The 20,605-nt window shown below is 65.0% G+C and carries 16 protein-coding genes; 6 read left to right on the forward strand and 10 right to left on the reverse strand.

Translation table 11 applies throughout. The features are described 5' to 3' along the window. Window positions 1-111 precede the first annotated feature (111 nt). Window positions 112-1,404: an L-rhamnose catabolism isomerase gene (rhaI, locus tag ACI3K3_RS13605; RefSeq protein ID WP_404914515.1), complete on the reverse strand. Its 1,293-nt coding sequence runs from the start codon at window positions 1,402-1,404 to the stop codon at window positions 112-114. Window positions 1,405-1,468: 64 nt separating this feature from the next. Then, window positions 1,469-3,580 (reverse strand): bifunctional rhamnulose-1-phosphate aldolase/short-chain dehydrogenase, encoded by a 2,112-nt coding sequence (locus ACI3K3_RS13610; protein WP_404914517.1) that lies wholly within the window; start codon window positions 3,578-3,580, stop codon window positions 1,469-1,471. A gap of 126 nt (window positions 3,581-3,706) precedes the next feature. On the opposite strand from ACI3K3_RS13610, the gene ACI3K3_RS13615 reads away from it, so the two are divergent. The 4 genes from ACI3K3_RS13615 to ACI3K3_RS13630 are packed head-to-tail and all read left to right on the forward strand — an operon-like array spanning window position 3,707 to window position 8,326. After that, the gene (locus ACI3K3_RS13615; protein ID WP_404914519.1) at window positions 3,707-5,125 is read left to right on the forward strand and encodes an FGGY-family carbohydrate kinase; all 1,419 of its coding nucleotides are present in this window, start codon (window positions 3,707-3,709) and stop codon (window positions 5,123-5,125) included. After that, window positions 5,122-6,276 carry an FMN-dependent L-lactate dehydrogenase LldD gene (gene lldD / locus ACI3K3_RS13620; protein WP_404914521.1) on the forward strand — a complete coding sequence of 385 codons (1,155 nt, stop codon included), beginning with the start codon at window positions 5,122-5,124 and terminating at the stop codon, window positions 6,274-6,276. The genes ACI3K3_RS13615 and lldD overlap by 4 nt, the downstream gene beginning before the upstream one ends. Next, the gene (locus ACI3K3_RS13625) at window positions 6,273-7,577 is read left to right on the forward strand and encodes an MFS transporter (RefSeq protein WP_404914523.1); all 1,305 of its coding nucleotides are present in this window, start codon (window positions 6,273-6,275) and stop codon (window positions 7,575-7,577) included. Before lldD ends, ACI3K3_RS13625 begins: the two co-directional genes overlap by 4 nt. Next, window positions 7,550-8,326, forward strand: a complete 777-nt coding sequence (locus ACI3K3_RS13630) for a DeoR/GlpR family DNA-binding transcription regulator (protein ID WP_404914524.1) — start codon at window positions 7,550-7,552, stop codon at window positions 8,324-8,326. Before ACI3K3_RS13625 ends, ACI3K3_RS13630 begins: the two co-directional genes overlap by 28 nt. Here the strand turns inward: ACI3K3_RS13630 and ACI3K3_RS13635 are convergent. From ACI3K3_RS13635 to cyoA, 8 genes are all read right to left on the reverse strand, one after another. Next, on the reverse strand, window positions 8,323-9,264 hold the full coding sequence (locus tag ACI3K3_RS13635) for a LysR family transcriptional regulator (protein ID WP_404914525.1): 942 nt from the start codon (window positions 9,262-9,264) through the stop codon (window positions 8,323-8,325). The two genes, ACI3K3_RS13630 and ACI3K3_RS13635, sit on opposite strands and share 4 nt — an antisense overlap. 170 nt (window positions 9,265-9,434) lie before the next feature. After that, the gene (locus ACI3K3_RS13640) at window positions 9,435-9,986 is read right to left on the reverse strand and encodes a response regulator transcription factor (RefSeq protein WP_404914527.1); all 552 of its coding nucleotides are present in this window, start codon (window positions 9,984-9,986) and stop codon (window positions 9,435-9,437) included. Further along, window positions 9,983-11,311 (reverse strand): ATP-binding protein, encoded by a 1,329-nt coding sequence (locus ACI3K3_RS13645; protein WP_404914529.1) that lies wholly within the window; start codon window positions 11,309-11,311, stop codon window positions 9,983-9,985. The genes ACI3K3_RS13640 and ACI3K3_RS13645 overlap by 4 nt, the downstream gene beginning before the upstream one ends. Continuing rightward, the gene (locus ACI3K3_RS13650) at window positions 11,299-12,039 is read right to left on the reverse strand and encodes an SURF1 family protein (RefSeq protein WP_404914531.1); all 741 of its coding nucleotides are present in this window, start codon (window positions 12,037-12,039) and stop codon (window positions 11,299-11,301) included. The genes ACI3K3_RS13645 and ACI3K3_RS13650 overlap by 13 nt, the downstream gene beginning before the upstream one ends. Before the next feature lie 37 nt (window positions 12,040-12,076). Further along, window positions 12,077-12,454 (reverse strand): cytochrome o ubiquinol oxidase subunit IV, encoded by a 378-nt coding sequence (cyoD, locus tag ACI3K3_RS13655; RefSeq protein ID WP_404914533.1) that lies wholly within the window; start codon window positions 12,452-12,454, stop codon window positions 12,077-12,079. Continuing rightward, window positions 12,454-13,071 (reverse strand): cytochrome o ubiquinol oxidase subunit III, encoded by a 618-nt coding sequence (cyoC, locus tag ACI3K3_RS13660; protein WP_404914568.1) that lies wholly within the window; start codon window positions 13,069-13,071, stop codon window positions 12,454-12,456. Before cyoC ends, cyoD begins: the two co-directional genes overlap by 1 nt. A gap of 21 nt (window positions 13,072-13,092) precedes the next feature. Further along, window positions 13,093-15,099: a cytochrome o ubiquinol oxidase subunit I gene (cyoB, locus tag ACI3K3_RS13665; RefSeq protein ID WP_313433796.1), complete on the reverse strand. Its 2,007-nt coding sequence runs from the start codon at window positions 15,097-15,099 to the stop codon at window positions 13,093-13,095. 7 nt (window positions 15,100-15,106) lie between these two features. Further along, window positions 15,107-16,381: a ubiquinol oxidase subunit II gene (cyoA, locus tag ACI3K3_RS13670; RefSeq protein WP_404914536.1), complete on the reverse strand. Its 1,275-nt coding sequence runs from the start codon at window positions 16,379-16,381 to the stop codon at window positions 15,107-15,109. Between the two features lie 194 nt (window positions 16,382-16,575). Between cyoA and ACI3K3_RS13675 the strand changes: the two genes are divergently transcribed. Both ACI3K3_RS13675 and ACI3K3_RS13680 read left to right on the forward strand, forming a co-directional pair. Next, a complete protein-coding gene (locus ACI3K3_RS13675; RefSeq protein ID WP_404914538.1) occupies window positions 16,576-17,889 on the forward strand; it encodes an MFS transporter in 1,314 nt (437 codons plus the stop codon). Window positions 17,890-18,151: 262 nt separating this feature from the next. Continuing rightward, complete coding sequence (locus tag ACI3K3_RS13680) at window positions 18,152-20,575, forward strand: TonB-dependent receptor (protein ID WP_404914570.1); 2,424 nt, start codon at window positions 18,152-18,154, stop codon at window positions 20,573-20,575. Window positions 20,576-20,605: the final 30 nt, after the last annotated feature.

Here is a 20,605-nt window from a genome sequence, read left to right on the forward strand (position 1 = left end):
GGTTATGGTCTTGTCTTCTTGCGCCGGTCACCGAAACCGAATGGTTTTGGCGGCAGGCGATGCCGGGAGGGCTTTTGCCCTTCCCGGCGGCAGTTCAGGTATCGAAAAGGATCAGACGATCCCGGCGCCGAGGCCGACGGCCTTGCGTTCCTGGGCCTTGCGGTCGCGCCAGCGGCTTTCGCGGTAGACGGCCAGCACGTCTGCCGCACCGCCCGCTTCCACGCGCGCCTTGGCGAGGATCGGGCTGACATCGACATTGTAGGCCCGGCGCAGGGCCTGGAAGGCCATCATCGTGTCGTTGGCTTCCTGCGAAAGATGCAGCGCCTCGCGGTCCACCAGCAGCGCCTTGGCATAGCAGGATCCGATGGCTTCGGCGGAAGACAGCATGGATTCGATCGGATCGGTCACGTTGTGCGACTGGTCGATCATGTAGCTGGGCTTGAAGCCGTCTCGCGGGGCCAGTTCGGCCTCGACCAGTTCGTTGAACACCAGGAACAGCTGGTGCGGATTGATCGAACCCGAATCGAGATCGTCGTCGCCGTACTTGCTGTCGTTGAAGTGGAAGCCGCCCAGCTTGCCGAAGCGGTGGAGGCGGGCGACGATCTGCTCGATGTTCACGTTGGGCGCATGGTGGCCGAGATCGACGAGGCACTTGGCCTTGGGGCCGAGTTCCTGCGCGGCGAGGATCGAGGAACCCCAGTCGCTGATCACGGTGGAATAGAACGCCGGTTCAAACATCTTGTGTTCGAGCAGCATGCGCCAGTCATCCGGCAGCGCGGCATAGACCTGCGCAGCGGCATCAAGATAGCGGTCGAGGCTGCGGCCAAGATCCTGCTGGCCGGGGAAGTTGGTGCCGTCACCTACCCATACAGTGAGGTCGGTGGAGCCGAGCTGCCGGCCGATCTCGATGCATTCGATGTTGTGCTCGACAGCCTGCTGGCGCGTCGCCTCGATGGTCGAGGAGAGCGAGCCGGTGGCGTAAGTGTGTGCCTGGTCCTTCTGGTCCTGGAAGGTGTTGGAGTTCACCGCATCGAAGCCCAGGCCGAGGCTGGCGGCCTCTTCGCGCAGGGCCTTGTAGTCGCTCACCTTGTCCCAGGGGAAGTGCGGCGAGACGCGCGGCGTCAGGCGCGAAAGCTGGTTGATGACGGCGCAGTCTTCCAGCTTCTCGTGGATGGTGGTCGGCTCGCCCGCGATGGGGAACTTGGCGAAACGGGTGCCGCCCCGGCCCGCGCCCCACGAAGGGACGGCGACCGAGAAGGCGGCGACCTTGTCCTTGATCGCGTCGATGGCGATACCCGAACGCTCCAGCTTGCGGCCGAGCGAGGCGTATTCGTCCTCCAGCGCATCCGCGGCGCGGGCATTGGCTTCGGCGATCAGCTCATCGGAAATCGGCAGTCTGCTCATTCTTCTATCCTCTTGCCCGTTCGGGGGAGCGCACCGGTTCGCGCCCTCCCCCGACATATATCTCTTAGCGCGTGAACGCCTGTGCGTTACCCGCATCGACATTGATCATGTTGCCGGTGGATTTCGCCGACTGGTCGCCGGCCAGGAAATAGACCGCCTCGGCAATGTCCGAAGGCAGGACGTCGCGCTTCAGCATGGAGCGCTGGCGGTAGTGCTCTTCCAGTTCCTTGCCGGTGTCGATGCCATGGGCGCCCGCGCGCTCCTTGCGCCAGTCGCCGTCCCAGATCTTGCTGCCCTTGATGACGGCATCGGGGTTGACGACGTTGACGCGGATGCCGTGCGGCGCGCCTTCCAGCGCCAAGCAGCGCGCAAGGTGGTTCGCCGCCGCCTTGGCCGAAGCATAGGCCGAGGCATTGGTGGCGGCAGCCACGCCGTTCTTCGATCCGATGAAGACGACCGAGGTACCGCCCTGCTCTTTCATGCCCTTCAGCAGCGGCCAGGCGGCGCGGCTGGTGAGGAAGTAACCCTGCGCCAGCACATCGTAATTGCGGTTCCACAGTTCGATCGTGGTTTCCTCGATCGGGGCCGATGAAGCGATGCCGGCATTGGCGACGAGGATGTCGAGCCCGCCGAACTCCCGCGCGGCCGTGGCGAAGGCTTCGGAGACTTGCGCTTCGTCGGTCACGTCGCAGACGGCGGCGCGGACCACGTCCTTGCCGAACTGCTTGGCGAAACCGGCGCGTACTTCCTCGACGGCATCGGCGTCGCGATCGGCCAGCAGCACGCAGGCGCCGTCCGCCATCAGGCGCGCGGCGGTGGCGGCACCGATGCCGCCCGCACCGCCGGTGACGAGCGCCACGCGGCCGACCAGCGGCTTCGGCGCAGGCATGCGCTGGAGCTTGGCTTCCTCAAGCAGCCAGTATTCGATGTCGAACGCTTCCTGCTCGTCGAGTGCGATGTAGTCGCCGATGGCTTCCGCGCCGCGCATCACATTGATGGCGTTGCCGTAGAATTCCCCTGCAAGGCGCGCGGTGGTCTTATCGGTGGCGAAGGTGATGCGGCCCACGCCCGGCACCAGCACGACCACCGGGTTGGCATCACGCATCGCGGGCGAATTCGGACGCTTGCAGCGCTCGTAATAGGCGGCATACATGTCGCGATAGTCCGAGACCTTCTGCGCCAGATAGGCATCGTCCTGGAGGCGCGAGGGATCGAGGGTCAGGGGAGCGATCTTGGTGCGCAGGAAGTGATCGGGGCAGGACGTGCCCAGCCCGGCCAGACGCTCGAACTCGGCCGAGTTCACGAATTCCAGCGCTTCGGCGTCGTCCGAAAAATGGCCGACCTTACGCCGTGCCCCAGTCATCTGACTGCGCAGGCGCGGCATAAGGTCGGCAGCAATGGCGGTTCGGTCCGAGGAGGAGGAGTGGACTTCGCCGCCGAAAGCGGGCTTTTCGGCGAGTTTCGCGTTGAGATACTTGGCGGCGTCGGCGATCAACTCGACGGTGTGCTCGTAGCAGGACTTCGCCGTATCGGCCCAGCAGATGATCCCGTGGCCCGCCAGCATGACGCCCTCGACACCGGGGTTCGCGGCCACGAAATCGCGCAGCTGCACGCCCAGCGTATAGCCCGGGCGCTTCCAGCCGAGCCAGCCGATCTTGCCGCCCCAGATCGCCTGCGTCGCTGCTTCGCCGCCCGAACTGGCCGCGAGCGCGATGATCGCGTCGGGGTGGACGTGGTCGACATGGGCGAAGGGCAACAGCGAGTGCAGCGGGGTATCGATCGAGGCGGCGCGGCCGTTGAGGTTGAACGTGCAGTGCGGCAGGTAGCCCACCATCTTGTCGTCGTCTTCAGGCCCGGCGTAGTGCGCCTCGAGGCCGAGCAGCTTTTCCTGGTAGAGCGTGGCGAAACCGTCGAGCTTCATCGAACCGATGTCGCCGCCCGAACCCTTGACCCACAGCACTTCCACCTCGCCGCCGGTCAGCGGATCCACTTCCGTCAGCTTGGCCGAAGTATTGCCCCCGCCGAAGTTGGTGACGGTGAGGTCCGAGCCGAGCAGGTTGGAGCGGTAGAGCAGCAGCTGTTCGGGCGAAAGCGAGGCGGCCAGCGAATCGTCCCAGCGGCTGGTGGGGACGGCAAAAGGTATCGCAGCCGGGCGGGAAGCGGTCATGGTATCCATAGTCATCCTCTACCAATTCGTGCTTGCATGAGCAATCTGTTTCGCTACAAAACGATCACGTTCGATCGCCGAAGTCAATCATAATTGGTCAGAGCGTCTTGGGATTTGAGGATGGTTGAAAGAGCCATGACGGGTACGGGTACATTCATAGTCGTCGATATCGGCAAGACTCTCAGCAAGTTGACGCTGTGGACGCGCGGCGGCCGCATGCTCGATCGGCAGGTGCGTCCCAACAGCCCTTGCGAACAGGAGGGCCTACGCTGCCTCGACGTTACGGGGATCGGCCAATGGCTGCGCGCAACCCTGCGCGGCTGGTCGGGCCATCCGGTTGAGGCGATCGTTCCGGTGGCGCACGGCGCCGGCTTCGCGGCGCTTGGTGAGGACGGCCTGCTGTTCCCACCGCTCGACTACGAACAGGCCATCCCCGAAGACGTGATGGCGGACTACCGCCGCGAGCGTGACGCCTTCACCCTCACCGGCTCTCCCGCCCTGCCGGACGGCCTCAACCTGGGCACCCAGGTCTACTGGATGAGCCGCCTTCATCCCGAGAAAATGGCCGGGGCCACGCTGGTGCCCTGGGCGCAGTACTGGGCCTGGTTCCTCTCCGGCCAGGCTGCCAGCGAAGTGACCAGCCTGGGCTGCCATACCGACCTGTGGCGCCCGGCCGATGCGCGCTTCTCTCCGATGGCCGAGCGTTTCGGTTGGGCGGAACGGTTCGCGCCCATCGTCAAGGCGAGCGATGCCGTGGGCACCCTGCGCCCCGAGCTTGCGGCCGAAACCGGGCTTCCCGCCACGGCACAAGTCCTTGCGGGATTGCACGATTCCAACGCCGCGCTGCTCGCGGCGCGCGGTTTTACTGAGATCGCGCGGCAGGAGGCGACGATCCTGTCCACCGGCACCTGGTTCATCGCCATGCGCCTCGCCGCCGAAACATTCTCCATCGCCTCGCTGCCCGAGGCGCGCGACACGCTGGTCAATGTCGATGCCTATGGCTGGCCGGTGCCGTCGGCCCGCTTCATGGGCGGGCGAGAGATCGAATCGGTGATCCAGCTCGATACCCGCCGCGTCGATATCAGGCCGGACCAGCCCCGGCTGATGGAAGAAGTCCCCGGACTGCTGCGCCGCCGCACCATGATGATGCCGACGCTTGCTCCCGGTTTCGGACCGTTCCCGGACGGCGAAGCGCGCTGGGTCAACGCACCCGTGGAATGGCAGGGAACCTGGTACGCCCGCCGCGCCGCGATCTGCCTCTATGCCGCGATGGTGGCCGATACTTCGCTGGACCTGATCGGATCGAAGCAGCGCCTGCTGATCGAAGGCCGCTTCGCCGAAGCCGAAGTCTTCGTTCGCGCGCTGGCCGCGCTGAGGCCGGAAACCGAAGTCTACGTCGCCAACGCGCATAACGACGTCTCGTTCGGGGCGCTGCGCCTCATCAACCCGCTGCTGCAAGCACAGGGCGGCCTGCGCCGGGTGGAGCCGCTGGAGGGCGACCTCGCGGGCTATCGGACGCTGTGGCAGGATTCCGTCGCGAAGGCCTTCGCATGATCACTGCATCGATCCCCGACTTCCGCGAAGCCGCCCGCCGCAAGCTGCCACGCTTCCTGTTCGAATATATCGACGGCGGCTCCTATGCCGAAGCGACGCTGCGCCGCAACGTCTCCGACCTTGCCGATCTTGCCTTGCGCCAGCGGGTGCTGCGCGACGTTTCGCAACTGGACCTCTCGACCGAGCTGTTCGGCCAGAAGCTGGCCCTGCCGGTCGCTCTCGCTCCGATCGGCCTGGCGGGGCTGAATGCCCGACGCGGCGAGTGCCAGGCGGTACGCGCGGCGGACAAGGCGGGCGTCCCCTTCACGCTCTCCACCGTCGGCGCCTGCACCATCGGGGAAGTGGCCAGGGCGGCTGCCAAGCCGTTCTGGTTCCAGCTCTACATGATCCGCGACCGCGCCTTCATGAAAGACCTGCTGGCCAAGGCAGTTGAAGCCGGCTGCTCCACGCTGGTGTTCACCGTGGACATGCCGGTGCCCGGCAGCCGCTACCGCGACTATCACACGGGCCTTGCCGGAACCGGCGGGTTCAAGGGCGCGGCCTGGCGCTTCGCCCAGGCCGCCGCGCGGCCCGCATGGGCCTGGGACGTGGGCATCCATGGCCGCCCGCATACGCTGGGGAACGTCGCTCCGGTGCTCTTGGGCAAGACCGGGATCGAGGACTTCTTCGCCTGGATGCGGAACAACTTCGACCCCTCGATCAACTGGCGCGACCTCGATTTCATCCGCTCGGAATGGAAGGGGCCGCTCGTCATCAAGGGCATTCTCGACCCGGAGGACGCCAAGGAAGCCGCCGCGCTCGGTGCCGATGGGCTGGTCGTGTCCAACCATGGCGGGCGCCAGCTCGACGGCGTGCTCTCCAGCGCCCGCGCCTTGCCGCCGATCGCCGATGCGGTGGGCGATCGCATGACGGTGCTGGCAGACGGCGGCATCCGCTCCGGCCTCGACGTGGTGCGGATGCTGGCGCTGGGCGCCAAGGGCGTCCTGCTCGGCCGGGCCTGGGCCTGGGCGCTGGCCGCGGGCGGCGAAGCGGGCGTCACCAAGATGCTGAAACTGATCGAGGCCGAGATGCGCGTCGCCATGGCGCTCACCGGCACCACGAAAATCGCAGAGATCGACAGAACGATCCTGGCGGGAGGGACCATAAAATGACGCAAGTTCAGGGAGGGGAGGAAAACTGGCGGAATACCATTCTGGCCGGCCTCGCCAATTACATCGATGCCGGCTCGATCGTCGCCGGTTCCGCCGCGCTCGCGCTGTGGCAGGAGAGCTATCATCTCTCCAACGACTTCGTCGGCCTGATCGCCGCTTTCGGCCCCAATGCCATCGGCGCGGGCGTGGGGGCGCTGATCGGCGGCTGGCTCTGCGACAAGCTCGGCCGCAAGAAGATCTACCAGTGGGATATGCTGATCTACGCAGCGGGCATGTCGATGCTGGTCTTCGCGGTGGCGCCGTGGATGATCGTCGTCGGCTTCCTGATCGTCGGCCTCGCGGTGGGCGCGGACATTCCGGCAAGCTGGTCGCTGATCGCGGAGCAGGCGCCGGACGACAAGCGCGGCAAGCATTCGGGCGTGGCGCAGGCGCTGTGGTACCTCGGCCCGGTGGTGGTGCTGCTGATGAGCCTGGCGCTGACCTCGCTCGGCGTGCTGGGCGCGCGGATCGTCTTCGCACACCTGGTGGTGATCGCGCTGGGCCTTACCCTGCTGCGCTCCAGGATGAAGGAGTCCGAACGCTGGGTGGAGGCCCAGAAGTCGGACGTGAAGCGCCCGCCCGTGTCCAGCCTGTTCAAGGGCAAGTACCTGACATCGATCCTCGGACTCGTGGGCATGTACGGGTTCTGGAACCTCTGGGCCGGCACCAACGGGTTCTTCTTCCCCTACATCCTGCGCACCATGGGCGCGGCCACCCAGGCGCAGAGCGTCGCCATCCAGGCGGTATCGTTCTTCGTGGCGATGATCTCCGTCACTTTCGTGTTCATGCGCCTGTCCGACAAGGTGAACCAGCGCACGCTGTTCATCATCTCGGCAGTGATCCAGGTGGCGGGCATGATGTTGCTGGCGGTATTCCCGCTGACGATCCCGGTGGCGCTGCTCTACGTCTTCCTGCTCCAGTTCGGCGGCGGCTTCGGGGCGCAGAGCTTCTTCCAGCTCTGGAGTTCGGAGATGTTCCCGACGATGCTGCGCTCCACCGCGCAGGGCGTCTGCTTCGCGATCGTGCGCATCTCGCTGGGCGTTTTCAGCTTCTTCGTGCCCATGCTCAACGCCACGGGCTTTACGAACCTGGCCTGGATTCTTACCGGGTTCCTTGTCATCAGCGGGATCATCGGCGCACTCTGGGCGCCGCGCAACGAGGGCAAGTCGCTCGAACAGCTCGAAGCGGAGCAGGCCGATCCCGGTCTGTCCCCTCAGAAGGAAGCACAAGTCGCATGCACGCCGAGGAACGCGAACGCCTGATACTCGAGGCCGTCGCCGACACGGGCTTCGTGAGCTACCGTGCTCTCGAAGCCCAGCTCGACGCCTCGCCCGCCACGATCCGGCGCGACTTGACGCGGCTGGAGGAATCCGGCCGCATCCAGCGCGTCCACGGCGGCGCCAAGCTGCCCGAAGAGGAAAAACCCGACAGACAGCAGGGTCTGGCCGGCACGCCGTTCGAGCAGTCGATCACCCAGAACCTGCCCGCCAAGCAGGCGATCGGCCGCGCCGCCGCCAGGCTGTGCGGCCCCGGCGAGGGGATCATGATCGACGGTGGGAGCACCACCCTCCAGATGTGCCCCTATCTCGACGGGCTGGACGTGCAGGTGCTCACCAACTCGCTGCACATCGTCCATGCCTTGCTGCCGCAGACGGGAACCCGCGTGCTGCTGCCCTCGGGCACGGTCTTCCGCGAACAGAACATCGTCCTTGCCCCGGCGGGCGAGGATTCGATGCCGCGCTTCCATGCTCCCAAGCTGTTCATGGGCGCCGCGGCGGTAGGCCCGCAGGGGGTGATGCAGCAGGACGTCATCCTCGTCGCCGCAGAGCGCCGGTTCATGGACCGGGCCGAGGAAGTGGTGCTGCTGGTGGACAGTTCGAAGTTTCGCTCCTCCTCCGGCGCCATCGTCTGCGGGCTGAATGAAGTGGACACGATCGTCACCGACGCCGGCATTCCGCAGGACATGGCCGCGCGGTTGCAGGAACTCGGCGTCAAGTTGATCGTCGTCTAGGCTTCCGGTCGATCGGCTGCGGAAAGAGCGTCCAGCATCGCTTCGGCCAGAGGGGAAAGCCGGCGCTCGGCCAGACGGAGCACGCCGACGCTGCGTTCGAACACGGCCTCCTGGATCGCGATCGCCCGGATCGATCCATCCGAGGCACCATCCATCGCGACCGTGCGCGGCAGCACCGTCACGCGATCGGTTTCGCGCACGATGGCGCGGGTGGTGAGCAGCGAGTCGCAGCGGATCGTGGTGCGCGGCACCGAGACGCCGGCAGCGATGAACAGGGCATCGACCTGCCTGCGGAACGCGCCCCGCGCCTCCGGCAAGACCCAGGGATAGTGCTCCACGTCGCGAAGCGAGACGCGATCCCCGAGGTCGGCATGGCGCGGCCCCACGATTAGCGCGAAGGGATCGCGCGCGCAGGTCACTTCCGCCATGTCTTCGGGAACGTTCTGGATGCGCGTGGTGACGAAGGCCAGCTCGATCTCGCCCTTGCGCAGCATGTCGAGCAATTGCTCGTCCGGCCGCTCCACCGCGCTCAGGGCGAAGTCGCCCACGGCCTCCTCCACCCGCATGATTGCACCCGGCAACAGGGTGAGCAAGGCACCGGGCGTACCGCCGATGCGCAGCGGCCCGGCGATATGGTGGCGCGCGTGAACCACGTCGCTCACTGCATCGGACAGCAGGCGCGCCATCGCCTCCGCCGGCCGGCGCAGCACCTCACCTTCGCGCGTGAGCACGATTCCCCCCCGCCGCCGCTCGAACAGGGTGACGCCCAGGCGCCGTTCCAGCAAGGCGATGGTGTTGGACACCGAGGGCTGCGCCAGATTGAGCGCCCGCGCCGCCGCGCTGATCGAGCCGGTTTCGCAGACCACGCGAAACGTCATCAGCGCACGGGGATCGATCGCGGGAAGCCGTGCGAGCGGTGGGGTGGGATTGTCCGTCATGTCGAAGTTTCTCCCCACGTATCGCTTTTCACGCCATGCCCGTCGCCAAACACCACGTCATCCTGAACTTGTTTCAGGATCCATTTTGCCAAACAGGCTGCCGTTCGTGTCGAGAAATGGATCCTGAAACAAGTTCAGGATGACGATTCTAGAACGGCCAATGAAGCCCTCTACAGCTGCCGTTTCTCAAGCTTACGCGCGAGGGTGCGACGGTGAAGGCCGAGGCGACGTGCGGCTTCGGAGATGTTGAACTCGCACTCCACGAGGGTGCGGTGGATATATTCCCACTCCAGCGTCTTGATCGAGCTGCGCCGCCCGTCGACGGGAACGCTGGCGTCGCCCTCCCCGCTGGTGAACGCCGCCTCGATATCGTCGGTGTTGGAGGGCTTGGCCAGATAGTGCGAGGCGCCGAGCTTGATCGCCTCTACGGCGGTGGCGATGGAGGCATAGCCGGTGAGCACCACGATCCGCGTCTCGGGCGAACGCGCGTGGAGCGACTGCACCACCGCCAGCCCCGATGAGGCGCCCAGCTTCAGGTCGATCACGGCATATTCGAAGGCCTCAACTCCGCTCAGGGCCTCGACCTCGTCGGGACTGGCGGCGGAGCTGACGCGGTAACCGCGCCGCTCGAACGAGCGCCTCAGGGTGCGCGCGAAGGTGGGATCGTCCTCCACGATCAGCAGGCTGGCTCCGTCTGGATCGATCACTGCTGCTTCTGTCATGGCGCCCCGGCTGAATCCTCGCCCTTTCTGGGCTCGAACGCCAGTGTAGCAAGGGGAATCGCAAGTTGCACCCTTGCCCCGCCCTCCGCCAGGTTGTCTACCGCCACTTTGCCGCCGAGCTTCCGGAGTACGTTGACGACCAGGAACAGCCCCAGCCCGCCACCGTCGCGGCCCTTGGTGGACGCGTAGGGCTGGCCGACGCGCGGCAGCATGTCGGGCGCGAAGCCGGGACCGCGATCGCTGACGGTGAGCACCAGCCGGCCGTGCTCCACCCGCGCTTCGATGACGACGAGGCCGGGGGAAACCTCCACCGCGTTGTCGATCACGTTGCCGATCACCTGCCTCAGGCCGGGATCCGAGACGATCGAGCGATCCTCCACGATACGATCGATGAATCGCAGTTCCCCCGGCATGCGGGCGCGCCACTCCTCCAGGATCTCGCCCAGGAAGCCGCGCAGGGTGGTGACGGCCGGGTCGATGCCGCGAATTTCGCCCGCGGACATCAGGATGCCGCTGACGATGTTCTTGCAGCGCGCCAGTTCGCGGCGCACGTCGGCAAGGTCGGCGGCGAGGTCGGGATCGTCGGCAATGCCCGGCTGCCGCGCCCAGTCCCCGAGGATGACCGAGATCGACGACAGCGGCGTGCCCAGTTCGTGCGCCGCGCCCGAAGCAAGCAGGCCCATGCGGATGATGTGGTCTTCCTCCACCGCCTGCTGGCGCAGCGCGGCGAGCTTGGCGTCGCTCTCGCGCCGGGTGAAATCGAGCCGCGCCACGAAGACGATCAGCAGCACCGCCGCCAGCACGAAGCAGAATAGGCTGCCGTAGATATAGAGTTCGAACGGATGCTGCGCATAGCGTGCCGGCAGTTGCAGCGGCACGTAGAAATAGGTCAGCAGCAGCATGCAGAGGCAGGCATTGATCGCGACCAGCGAACTCCAGCGAAGATCGAGGATCACTGCCGCGATCACGATCTGGAGCAGGAACAGGAACGTGAAGGGATTGGTCGCGCCGCCGCTGTGGTAGAGCTGCCAGCACAGGGCGATCACGTCCACCATCAGGGCGGAGAACAGCTCGCCCTGGCTGAAATCGCGCCGTCTCAGCACCACGCTGGCCGAAGCGAGGTTGACGACGATCAGGAGCAACGGCGCCAGCAGCAGCGGCGCCAGCTCCAGCTTCACGCCGAGCCCCTGTGATACGATCACAATTGTGGCAAGCTGGCCGAATACCGCTGTCCAGCGTAACTGGGTGAGCAGCACCACATTGGCCCGGCTCGCCGATCCGCCCGGCAATCCGTGTGGTGCGAAAAGCTCTATCAGGCGATCCATCGCCCCCGCCGCCAGACGAAGATCAGCGCCATGGCCGACATCGCCGCCATGGCGAACCAGGTCAGCGCATAACTCAGGTGGCTGTCGGGAAAGTGGATCTGGGTGAGGCCCGGCACGGGCCGAAGGCCCTGCACCGGCGCCGACTGCTCCACCTGGGCATCGACGAAGGCGGGAGCTACCGGGCCAATGCCCCGCGCCATGGCCAGCGCCTTGACGTCACGCGAATACCAGCGGTCGGCGCCGGGCTGGTTCGATTGAAGAATGCTGCCGCCCGGTTCGGTCGGCCGAAGCAGTCCGGTCACGACCACAGGCCCGGCGGGCGCGGTCGCGGCGGCCTGCGCCCGCTTGGTGCCTGCCGGCACGAAGCCGCGATTGATCCAGACCTGCCGTCCTTCGGCCGTCCTGATCGGCGTCATCGTCCAATAGCCGGTACCCAGGTTGGTCGCGGCACGAACCAACGACGTGGCCTCGGCCAGGTAAGTCCCGGAAATCCGCACGCGCAGATAATTGAGGTCGCTTGCGCCCTCTCCGATCAGCCGGGCATCCTCCGGCACCGCGACGGGCGCCGCGTGGACCCGCGCCTCTACGCGGGCGATCAGCGCGTGTTTCCACTGCATCCGCTGCACCTGCCAAAGGCCCAGCGCCAGGAAGGCGACCAGCGCCACCAGCAGAAACGCGGCGAGCCCCCAGGGCCGCCGCGCTTCCGTTCGATCCGTTTCTGTCCGCATTGGGTCGGTCAGTTTCGTCTCTTTTCCCAAGTCCCGATCAGGGCAGTTCGCCCATCTCGTGGCTCGTCATCGGCATCATGTTGTGGTTCAGGTGGTACATCACCCAAAGCGAGCCGGAAAGCGTGATCACGAGAATGACGATCGTAAAGATCAGGGCCATGACGGTCCAGCCGTTCTCGGACTTCGTGTTCATGTGCAGGAAGTAGATCATGTGAACCACGATCTGCACCGCTGCGAAGGCCATGATCACCAGGGCCGTGGTCGACTTGTCGGCGATCGCCCCGGTCATCACCAGCCAGAACGGAATGGCGGTGAGAACGACCGAGAGAACGAAGCCGATCACGTAGTCGCGAAGCGACCCGTGGCTGCCGTGATCGTCGTCGAGGTGGTGGTTGGGGTGAACGTGGTCGCTCATCACAGCATTCCCATGAGATAGACGAAGGTGAAGACGCCGATCCAGATCACGTCCAGGAAGTGCCAGAACAGCGAAAGGCACATCAGGCGGCGCTTGTTGGCCGGGATCAGGCCCTTCTTGCCGATCTGGACGACCAGCGTGAACAGCCAGATCAGGCCGAAGGTGACGTGGAGGCCGTGGGTGCCCACCAGCGAGAAGAACGCGGTGAGGAAGCCCGAGCGCATCGGCGTCGCGCCTTCGTGGATCAGGTGGCTGAACTCATAGAGTTCGATGAAGAGGAACGCGCCGCCGAACACGGCGGTGACCAGCAGCCAGAGCTGCGTGGCACCCTTGTTGTTCTTCTCCATGGCCAGCATCGAGAAGCCGTAGGTGATCGACGAGAACAGCAGCATGGCCGTGTTCAGCGCGACCAGCGGCAGGTCGAAGAGATCCTTCGGCCCCGGCCCGGCGGCAAAACTGCCACCGAGCACGCCGTAGGCGGCGAAGAGCATCGCGAAGATGAGGCAGTCGCTCATCAGGTACATCCAGAAGCCCAGCATGGTGCTGCCGCCTTCGGGATGGTCGTGCTCGTCCAGGTCGTAGAACGCGGCCTGGAGTTCAGGCTGGCTCAGCTTCATTTCAGCAGTGGCAGTCATCGATCAGGCTCCTGCCGCTGCAAGCTTGCGCGTGCGTTCGGCCTCGGTCGCTTCGACCGTCTCGACCGGGATGTGGTAGTCGCGCTTGTAGTTGAAGGTATGGAAGATGGCGTAGCCGAGGATCCCGACGAACGAGACCGCCGCAAGCCACCAGATGTACCAGATCATCGCGAAACCGAGGGCGACCGACAGGCCGGCCAGGATCAGGCCCGTTCCGGTGCCCTTGGGCATGTGGATCGGACGGTAGCCGGAGGTCGGACGCTCCACGCCGCAGCGCTTCATGTCGTCCCAGGCATCGATGTCGTGGACGATCGGCGTGAAGGCGAAGTTGTACTCCGGCGGCGGCGACGAGGTCGACCATTCCAGGGTACGGCCGTTCCACGGATCGCCCGTCTCGTCCTTCAGTTCCTCGCGCTTCCAGATCGACACCGCGAACTGGATGAGCATGGCACCGATGCCGCCCGCGATCATCGCCGCGCCGAACCCGGCGATGACGAAGAAGATCTGCAGCGACGGATCGTCGAACACGCGCATGCGGCGGGTAACGCCCATCAGGCCGAGGATGTAGAGCGGCATGAAGGCGAACCAGAAGCCCGGAACCCAGAGCCAGAAGCTGACCTTGCCCCAGAATTCATTGAGGCGGAAGCCGAAGGCCTTGGGCCACCAGAAGTTGATCGCAGCGAAGATGCCGAACAGCACGCCGCCGATGATGACGTTGTGGAAGTGGGCGATCAGGAACAGCGAGTTATGCAGCACGAAGTCGGCAGGCGGCACCGCAAGGAGCACGCCGGTCATGCCGCCGATCGTGAACGTCAGCATGAAGGCGATCGTCCACATCATCGGCAGTTCGAACCGGATGCGGCCACGATACATCGTGAACAGCCAGTTGAACAGCTTCGCGCCGGTCGGGATCGAGATCACCATCGTGGTGATGCCGAAGAACGAGTTGACGCTCGCGCCCGAACCCATGGTGAAGAAGTGGTGCAGCCAGACGAGGTACGAGAGGATGGTGATGACCAGCGTCGCGTAGACCATCGACGAGTAGCCGAACAGGCGCTTGCCGCTGAAGGTCGAGGTGACTTCCGAGAAGACGCCGAACAGCGGCAGGATGAGGATGTAGACCTCTGGGTGGCCCCAGATCCAGATCAGGTTGACGTACATCATCGGCGATCCGCCGAAGTCGTTCGTGAAGAAGTTGAAGCCGAGGTAGCGGTCGACCGTGAGCATCGTCATCACTGCCGTCAGCACCGGGAAGGCGGCGACGATCAGGATGTTGGTGCAGAGCGAGGTCCAGGTGAAGATCGGCATGCGCATCATGGTCATGCCCGGCGCGCGCATCTTGACGATGGTCGCGATCAGGTTGACGCCCGAAAGCAATGTACCGACACCCGCGATCTGCAGGGCCCAGATGTAGTAGTCGACGCCGACCCACGGGCTGTACGCCAGGTTCGACAGCGGCGGATAGGCCAGCCAGCCGGTCTGCGCGAACTCACCGATGAACAGCGAGGCCATGACCAGCACCGCGCCCGCCGTCGTCATCCAGAAGCTGAAGTTGTTCAGGAACGGGAAGCTGACGTCGCGCGCGCCGATCTGCAGCGGCACGATGTAGTTCATCAGGCCGGTGACGAAGGGCATCGCCACGAAGAAGATCATGATCACACCGTGGGCGGTGAAGATCTGGTCGTAGTGGTGGGCGTTGAGGTAGCCCTCGTTGCCGTTGAAGGCGATCGCCTGCTGGATACGCATCATGACCGCGTCGGCGAAGCCGCGCAGGAACATGATCAGGCCCAGGATCATGTACATGATCCCGATCTTCTTGTGGTCCACGCTGGTGAACCACTCCTTCCAGAGATAGCCCCAGAGCTTGAAATAGGTCAGCCCGGCCACAAGCGCCGCGCCGCCGAGGGCGACGACGACGAACGTGGCGAGCACGATCGGTTCCTGTGGCATGGCGTCCCACCACAGGCGGCCCAATAACGGGCTCCAGTGAGAATGGTCTACAACTTCCATTGTTCTATCAGTTCCGGGAAATCTGAGAGGAGTGCGCGGCGTCGTTGACGGCTACCGGCTCGGTCTTCGGTTTCGCGAGCGCCTGCTCGCCCTTGCCGAAGAGCGGCAGCGACTGCGGTGCAGCCATGCCGGCACCGGTCAGCGAACGCAGGTTGTCCGGCGCCTTCACCGTATTGTCGGGCGCGGCGCCCGGCATCTGGCGGCAGAGCGCGCGAACCCAGGCCAGCTCGCGCTGGACGGCGGCGTTCGGATTGGCATTGGCCTTGGCGACGACGTCGCGGCCATGCTTGTCGTAGGCGAGCATCTCGACATTGCGGATGCCGGCCTTGCCCAGGCCGCCGCGCGCGTCGAGCGCCATCATTTCGCTCATGCACATCTTGCCGGGCTCGACGCACATGTCGACGATCGCGTCATAGAGATCGGGCGAGACAGCGGCGAAGCGGATGACCGGTACCTTCTCGCTCGGCTTTTCGAGCTGGAGATAGGCGGCGCGGTCGAGAGTGCCGCCGTCCTTGTTGCCCTTCACGTCGGCCGTCCACTTGGCGAAGTCCGCATCGGTGACGGCGTGCGTGGCGAAGCGCATGTTGGAGAAGCCGGCGCCGGAGTAGTTGGCCGAGAAGCCGACAGTCTCGATCGGCTTGTTGATCACGGCGTGCAGGCGGGTTTCCATGCCCGGCATCGCGTAGATCTGGCCGGCCATGGCGGGCACGTAGAACGAGTTCATCACGCTCGACGAGGTGATCTTGAAGTGGAGCGGACGGCCGGTCGGCACGACCAGCTCGTTGACGGTGGCCACGCCCTGCTCGGGATAGATGAACAGCCACTTCCAGTCGAGCGCGACGACTTCGACTTCCAGCGGCTTGGCACTGGCGGCGACAGGCGTCGCCGCGTCGATGCGGCCAAGGGTGCGGTAGGGATCGAGAAGGTGAGTCGTGACCCAGGTCAGGGCGCCGAGGCAGATGATGATGAGAAGCGGCGCGGTCCAGATCAGCAGTTCGAGCTGGGTAGAGTGATCCCAGTCGGGCTGGTAGACGGCCTCCTTGTTGGACGCGCGGTAACGCCACGCGAAAAGACACGTCGCGGCCATGACCGGAACGATGATGAGCAGCATCAGCAGCGTGGAGATGACGACAAGGTCACCCTGCTGACGCGCGACATCCCCGGCCGGGTTGAGCACGACGGTGTTGCAAGCGGAAAGCGCGCCAGTCAGGGACAAGGCGGCAAGGACTTTGGCGAGCGCGGTCAGCTGCCGCGGCTTCGGTCTGGACTCGGGTGGGCGCATGGGAGGAGCGCCTAGGCCCATGCCGCGAGTGCGAACATAGGACATTTTGTCCAATCCCCTTGAAGGCCGGCAATGACGATACGCCCCCCTATATGTAGCCGGGCGTCTCGCGCGCCCGCCTTGATTCGTCCGCGTCCGGCAGGCTTTCCAGGGCCCGCCGCCCACGGACCCGAAACGAAGGCCGCAGAATCGAAATGACCAGCATCCCCCAGCCCCGCGAAGCCCTGGGACTGCCGACGTTCAAGGAGCATCACCAGCCCTCGCCGGGTGAAATCGCCATCGGCGTGATCATCGGCCGAACCTCGGAGTTCTTCGACTTCTTCGTATACGCCATCGCCTCGGTGCTGGTGTTCCCGAAGCTGTTCTTCCCCTTCGTGGACGCGCTGACCGGCACCATCTACTCGTTCGCCGTCTTCGCGCTGGCCTTCATCGCCCGTCCGGTCGGCTCGCTGGTCTTCATGGCGCTCGACCGCGCCTATGGCCGCGGCACCAAGCTGACGATCGCGCTGTTCATGCTCGGCGGCTCCACCGCGGCGATCGCGTTCCTGCCTTCCTACGAATCGGCCGGAAGCACCGCGATCATCCTGCTCTGCCTGTTCCGCCTGGGCCAGGGCTTCGCCCTTGGCGGCACCTGGGACGGCCTGGCCTCGCTGCTCGCGCTCAATGCGCCCGAGCACAAGCGCGGCTGGTACGCCATGATCCCGCAGCTCGGCGCGCCGTTCGGCCTGATCGTCGCCTCCACGCTCTTCGCCTTCATGATTGCCGCCCTGCCCGCCGAGGACTTCCTTGACTGGGGCTGGCGCTATCCGTTCTTCGTGGCCTTCGCGATCAACGTCGTCGCGCTGTTCGCGCGTCTGCGCATCGTCGTCACCGAGGAGTTCGAAAACCTCTTCGCCAGCCGCGACCTTCAGCCGGTCAGCGTCGGCGCGACGCTTCGCACCGAGTGGAAGACCATCGTTCTGGGCGCCTTCGCCCCGCTCGCCAGCTTCGCGCTGTTCCACATGGTCACCGTGTTCCCGCTTTCGTGGGTCTTCCTGTTCACCCCCGATTCGCCGATCGGCTTCCTGTTGATCGAAGCGCTGGCCGCTGCGTTCGGCGTGGTTGCCGTGATCGCATCGGGTCGGATCGCCGACAAGTTCGGCCGCCGCAACCTGCTTGGCTCCTGCGCCGTCGCCATCGCCGTGTTCTCGGGCTTCGCCCCGCAGCTCCTCGATGCCGGCCCGGCGGGCGAGATCGCCTTCATGATCGTGGGCTTCATCCTGCTCGGCCTCGCCTTCGGCCAGTCCTCCGGCGTCGTCGCCTCGGGCTTCGCCAGCGAACACCGCTACACCGGCTCGGCGCTCACGAGCGACCTTGCCTGGCTGTTCGGCGCCGGTTTCGCACCGCTGGCGGCGCTGCTGCTGTCCAGCAACTGGGGCCTGATCGCCTCGGGCGGCTACCTGCTCTCGGGCGCGATCGCCACGCTGGTGGCACTCTACCTGAACAAGGGTCTGGCCAGCCGAAACTGATCGGTAGCACCCATCAGGTTTCAAATCGGGAAAGGGGCGCTGCGGCGCCCCTTTTTGCGTTACACCATCTCATAACTTCTAGAGAATCGTTGTTATTCAATGTCATGATCAATGACTGAACTCTTGTTCAAATAACGCCATGCCGTAGTTTGATGAAAATGAAGGCATTTCATTTGACAAGACCCTGCCTCCAAAAGCACCCAAGTAGGTAACAAGAGCAAAGACATCGGAGGGAGAGTTCATGCGTGCGTTCAAGCAGCTTATGCTGTGTTCGGCGGGCCTGTCGGGTATCTGCGGCATCGGGATAGGCGCCCCGGCCCTGGCGCAAACGGCACCTGCGGCCGACGCCGGATCTGCGAGCGAAGCCAACGTGATCATCGTCCAGGCACGCCGCCGCGATGAAGACGTGCAGGACGTTCCCGCCGTGATCGATACCGTCACCGCCGACGAGATCGGCAAGCTCAACCTTCGCGACTTCCGGGAAGTCTCGACCCTGGCGCCGGGTCTCCAGCTCGACACCAATGCCAACGGCATCGGCGGCAACGCCAAGCTGCGCGGCGTCAACTTCGACGTGAACGCCAGCGGCAACAACCCGACCGTCGAATTCTATATGAACGACGCCCCGATCACCGCCGGCATCGTGCTCCAGCAGATGTACGACATCGGCCAGATCGAAGTGCAGCGTGGTCCCCAGGGCACGCTGCGCGGTCGCGCCTCGCCCTCGGGCTCCATCACCGTCACCACCAGGAAGCCCGACCTCTATTCGCTGGGCGGCGTCATCGACATGACCGCCAACGACATCGGCACCCAGAACATCAAGGGCGCGCTGAACATCCCGGTGATTGAAGGCATCGCCGCGATTCGCGCCGCCGGCGTGTGGGACGAAAACGAGGTGGATCGCGTCCGTTCGATCTACACCAACCGCGATCCTTGGGCCCGCACCAAGAGCGGCCGTCTTTCGGCGCTCGTGACCCCGACCGACTGGCTGCGCTTCGAAGGCACGTACCAGCGCCTCGACCGCGACCAGCGCAGCTACGATCAGATCGCCTCGTTCTCGGAAGTGAACCCGGATGCTCCCGCGAGCCCGGTCTACATCTCATCGAAGGACCGCCTCTCGAACTACGAGCAGCCCCGTATCGTCAAGCAGGTGTTCGACGTCTACAACTGGCGCGCGGAAGCCGCCCAGTGGGGCCAGCGCCTGATCTACCAGGGCCAGTATTACAAGCAGAAGATCTACTCGACCGAGAACTTCGACCGTGGCAACCGCTTCGCGGGCGACATTCTCCAGGAGACCAACACGCGCTCCACCTCCAAGTCGCATGAAATCCGCCTGCAGAACGAAGAACGCCTGTTCGACATGGTCGACTATGTCGTCGGCTTCTTCGACAGCCGCAACCAGCCGCACACCGATCTCACCAACCCCACCGCCGTGGCCCTGCCGGCCGCGCTCGGCGGCGGTCTGGCGCAAGTGGTGCAGACGCCGATCACCAGCCAGGGCAAGACCCACGAGCAGTCGATCTTCGGCAACCTCACCGTCCATATCGGCGATGCCACCGAAGTCTCGGGCGGCGTCCGCCACATCGACTATCAGGACCAGAGCCAGCTGATCGTCAACGGCGCCACGATCGCCAACAACGCCCAGAAGGCCAAGAAGTGGATCTACAGCGGATCCATCAAGCACAACTTCACCCCGGACCTGATGATCTACGCCGCCACCGGCAGTTCGTGGCGTCCCGGCATCAACGTGGTGGGTGACTTCAACATCACGCCGTCCCCGCTGGAAAACTCGTTCCTGCGCTTGCCGGCCGAGACTTCGGAATCGTATGAGATCGGCCTGAAGTCCACGCTGATGGACGGGCGCCTGCGCTTCAACCTCACCGGCTACCACCAGAAGTTCAAGAACTACCCCTACCGCGTGCCGGGATCGGGCGTGTTCTATGTCAACACGGTGGCCCTGCGGAACGCGAGCGGCGCGGTCACCGGGCTGGCCCAGCAGGTCAACAACTTCAACTTCGTGGGCGCCGTGCCGGTCGAAGTGAACGGTGTGGAAGGCGACGTTTCGTTCGACATCACGCCGATGTGGAAGTTCAACGCCTCGGCCAGCTACTCGCTGGGCAAGATCAAGAACGGCACGATCCCGTGCAACGATCTCAACGGCGACGGCGTCCCTGACGCGACCACCAACGCACCCAGCCTGGCAGAATTGCAGGCCGCCGTCGGCGCCGACAATATCGCCGCATGCCAGGTGAACCAGCGCGCTTCCTTCATGGCGCCCTTCTCCGCCACCCTCCAGAGCGAGTACTCGTTCCCCGCGTTCGGAGACACGGATGCCTATGTGCGCGGTCTCATGACCTACACCGGCAAGTCGCAGGGCGACCCCGGCAATGCCTGGGACGATGTGAGCGACTATGCCCTGGTCAACCTTTTCGCGGGCCTGCGTGCGCAGGACGGCGCCTGGGAAATCGGGTTCTACGCCAAGAACGTGTTCGAGACGACCAAGACCCTCACCCGCACCAACCCGCTGTTCACGGCCTATCAGCAGCTGGGCTTCGGCGGTATCCAGAATGGCGCGCCGGTGTTCACCGGACCGACCGCCGCAACCTACACCAGCACCTACAACGGCGTGACCGTTACGGCGCCGCGTGAGTTCGGCATCAACGTGCGCTACGCTTTCGGCTCGCGCTGATCGGGTTAGCCGGACAGGAAAAGGGGGCGG

The sequence above is a fragment of the Novosphingobium sp. ZW T3_23 genome, assembly GCF_044987305.1.
Classification (GTDB): Bacteria; Pseudomonadota; Alphaproteobacteria; order Sphingomonadales; family Sphingomonadaceae; genus Novosphingobium.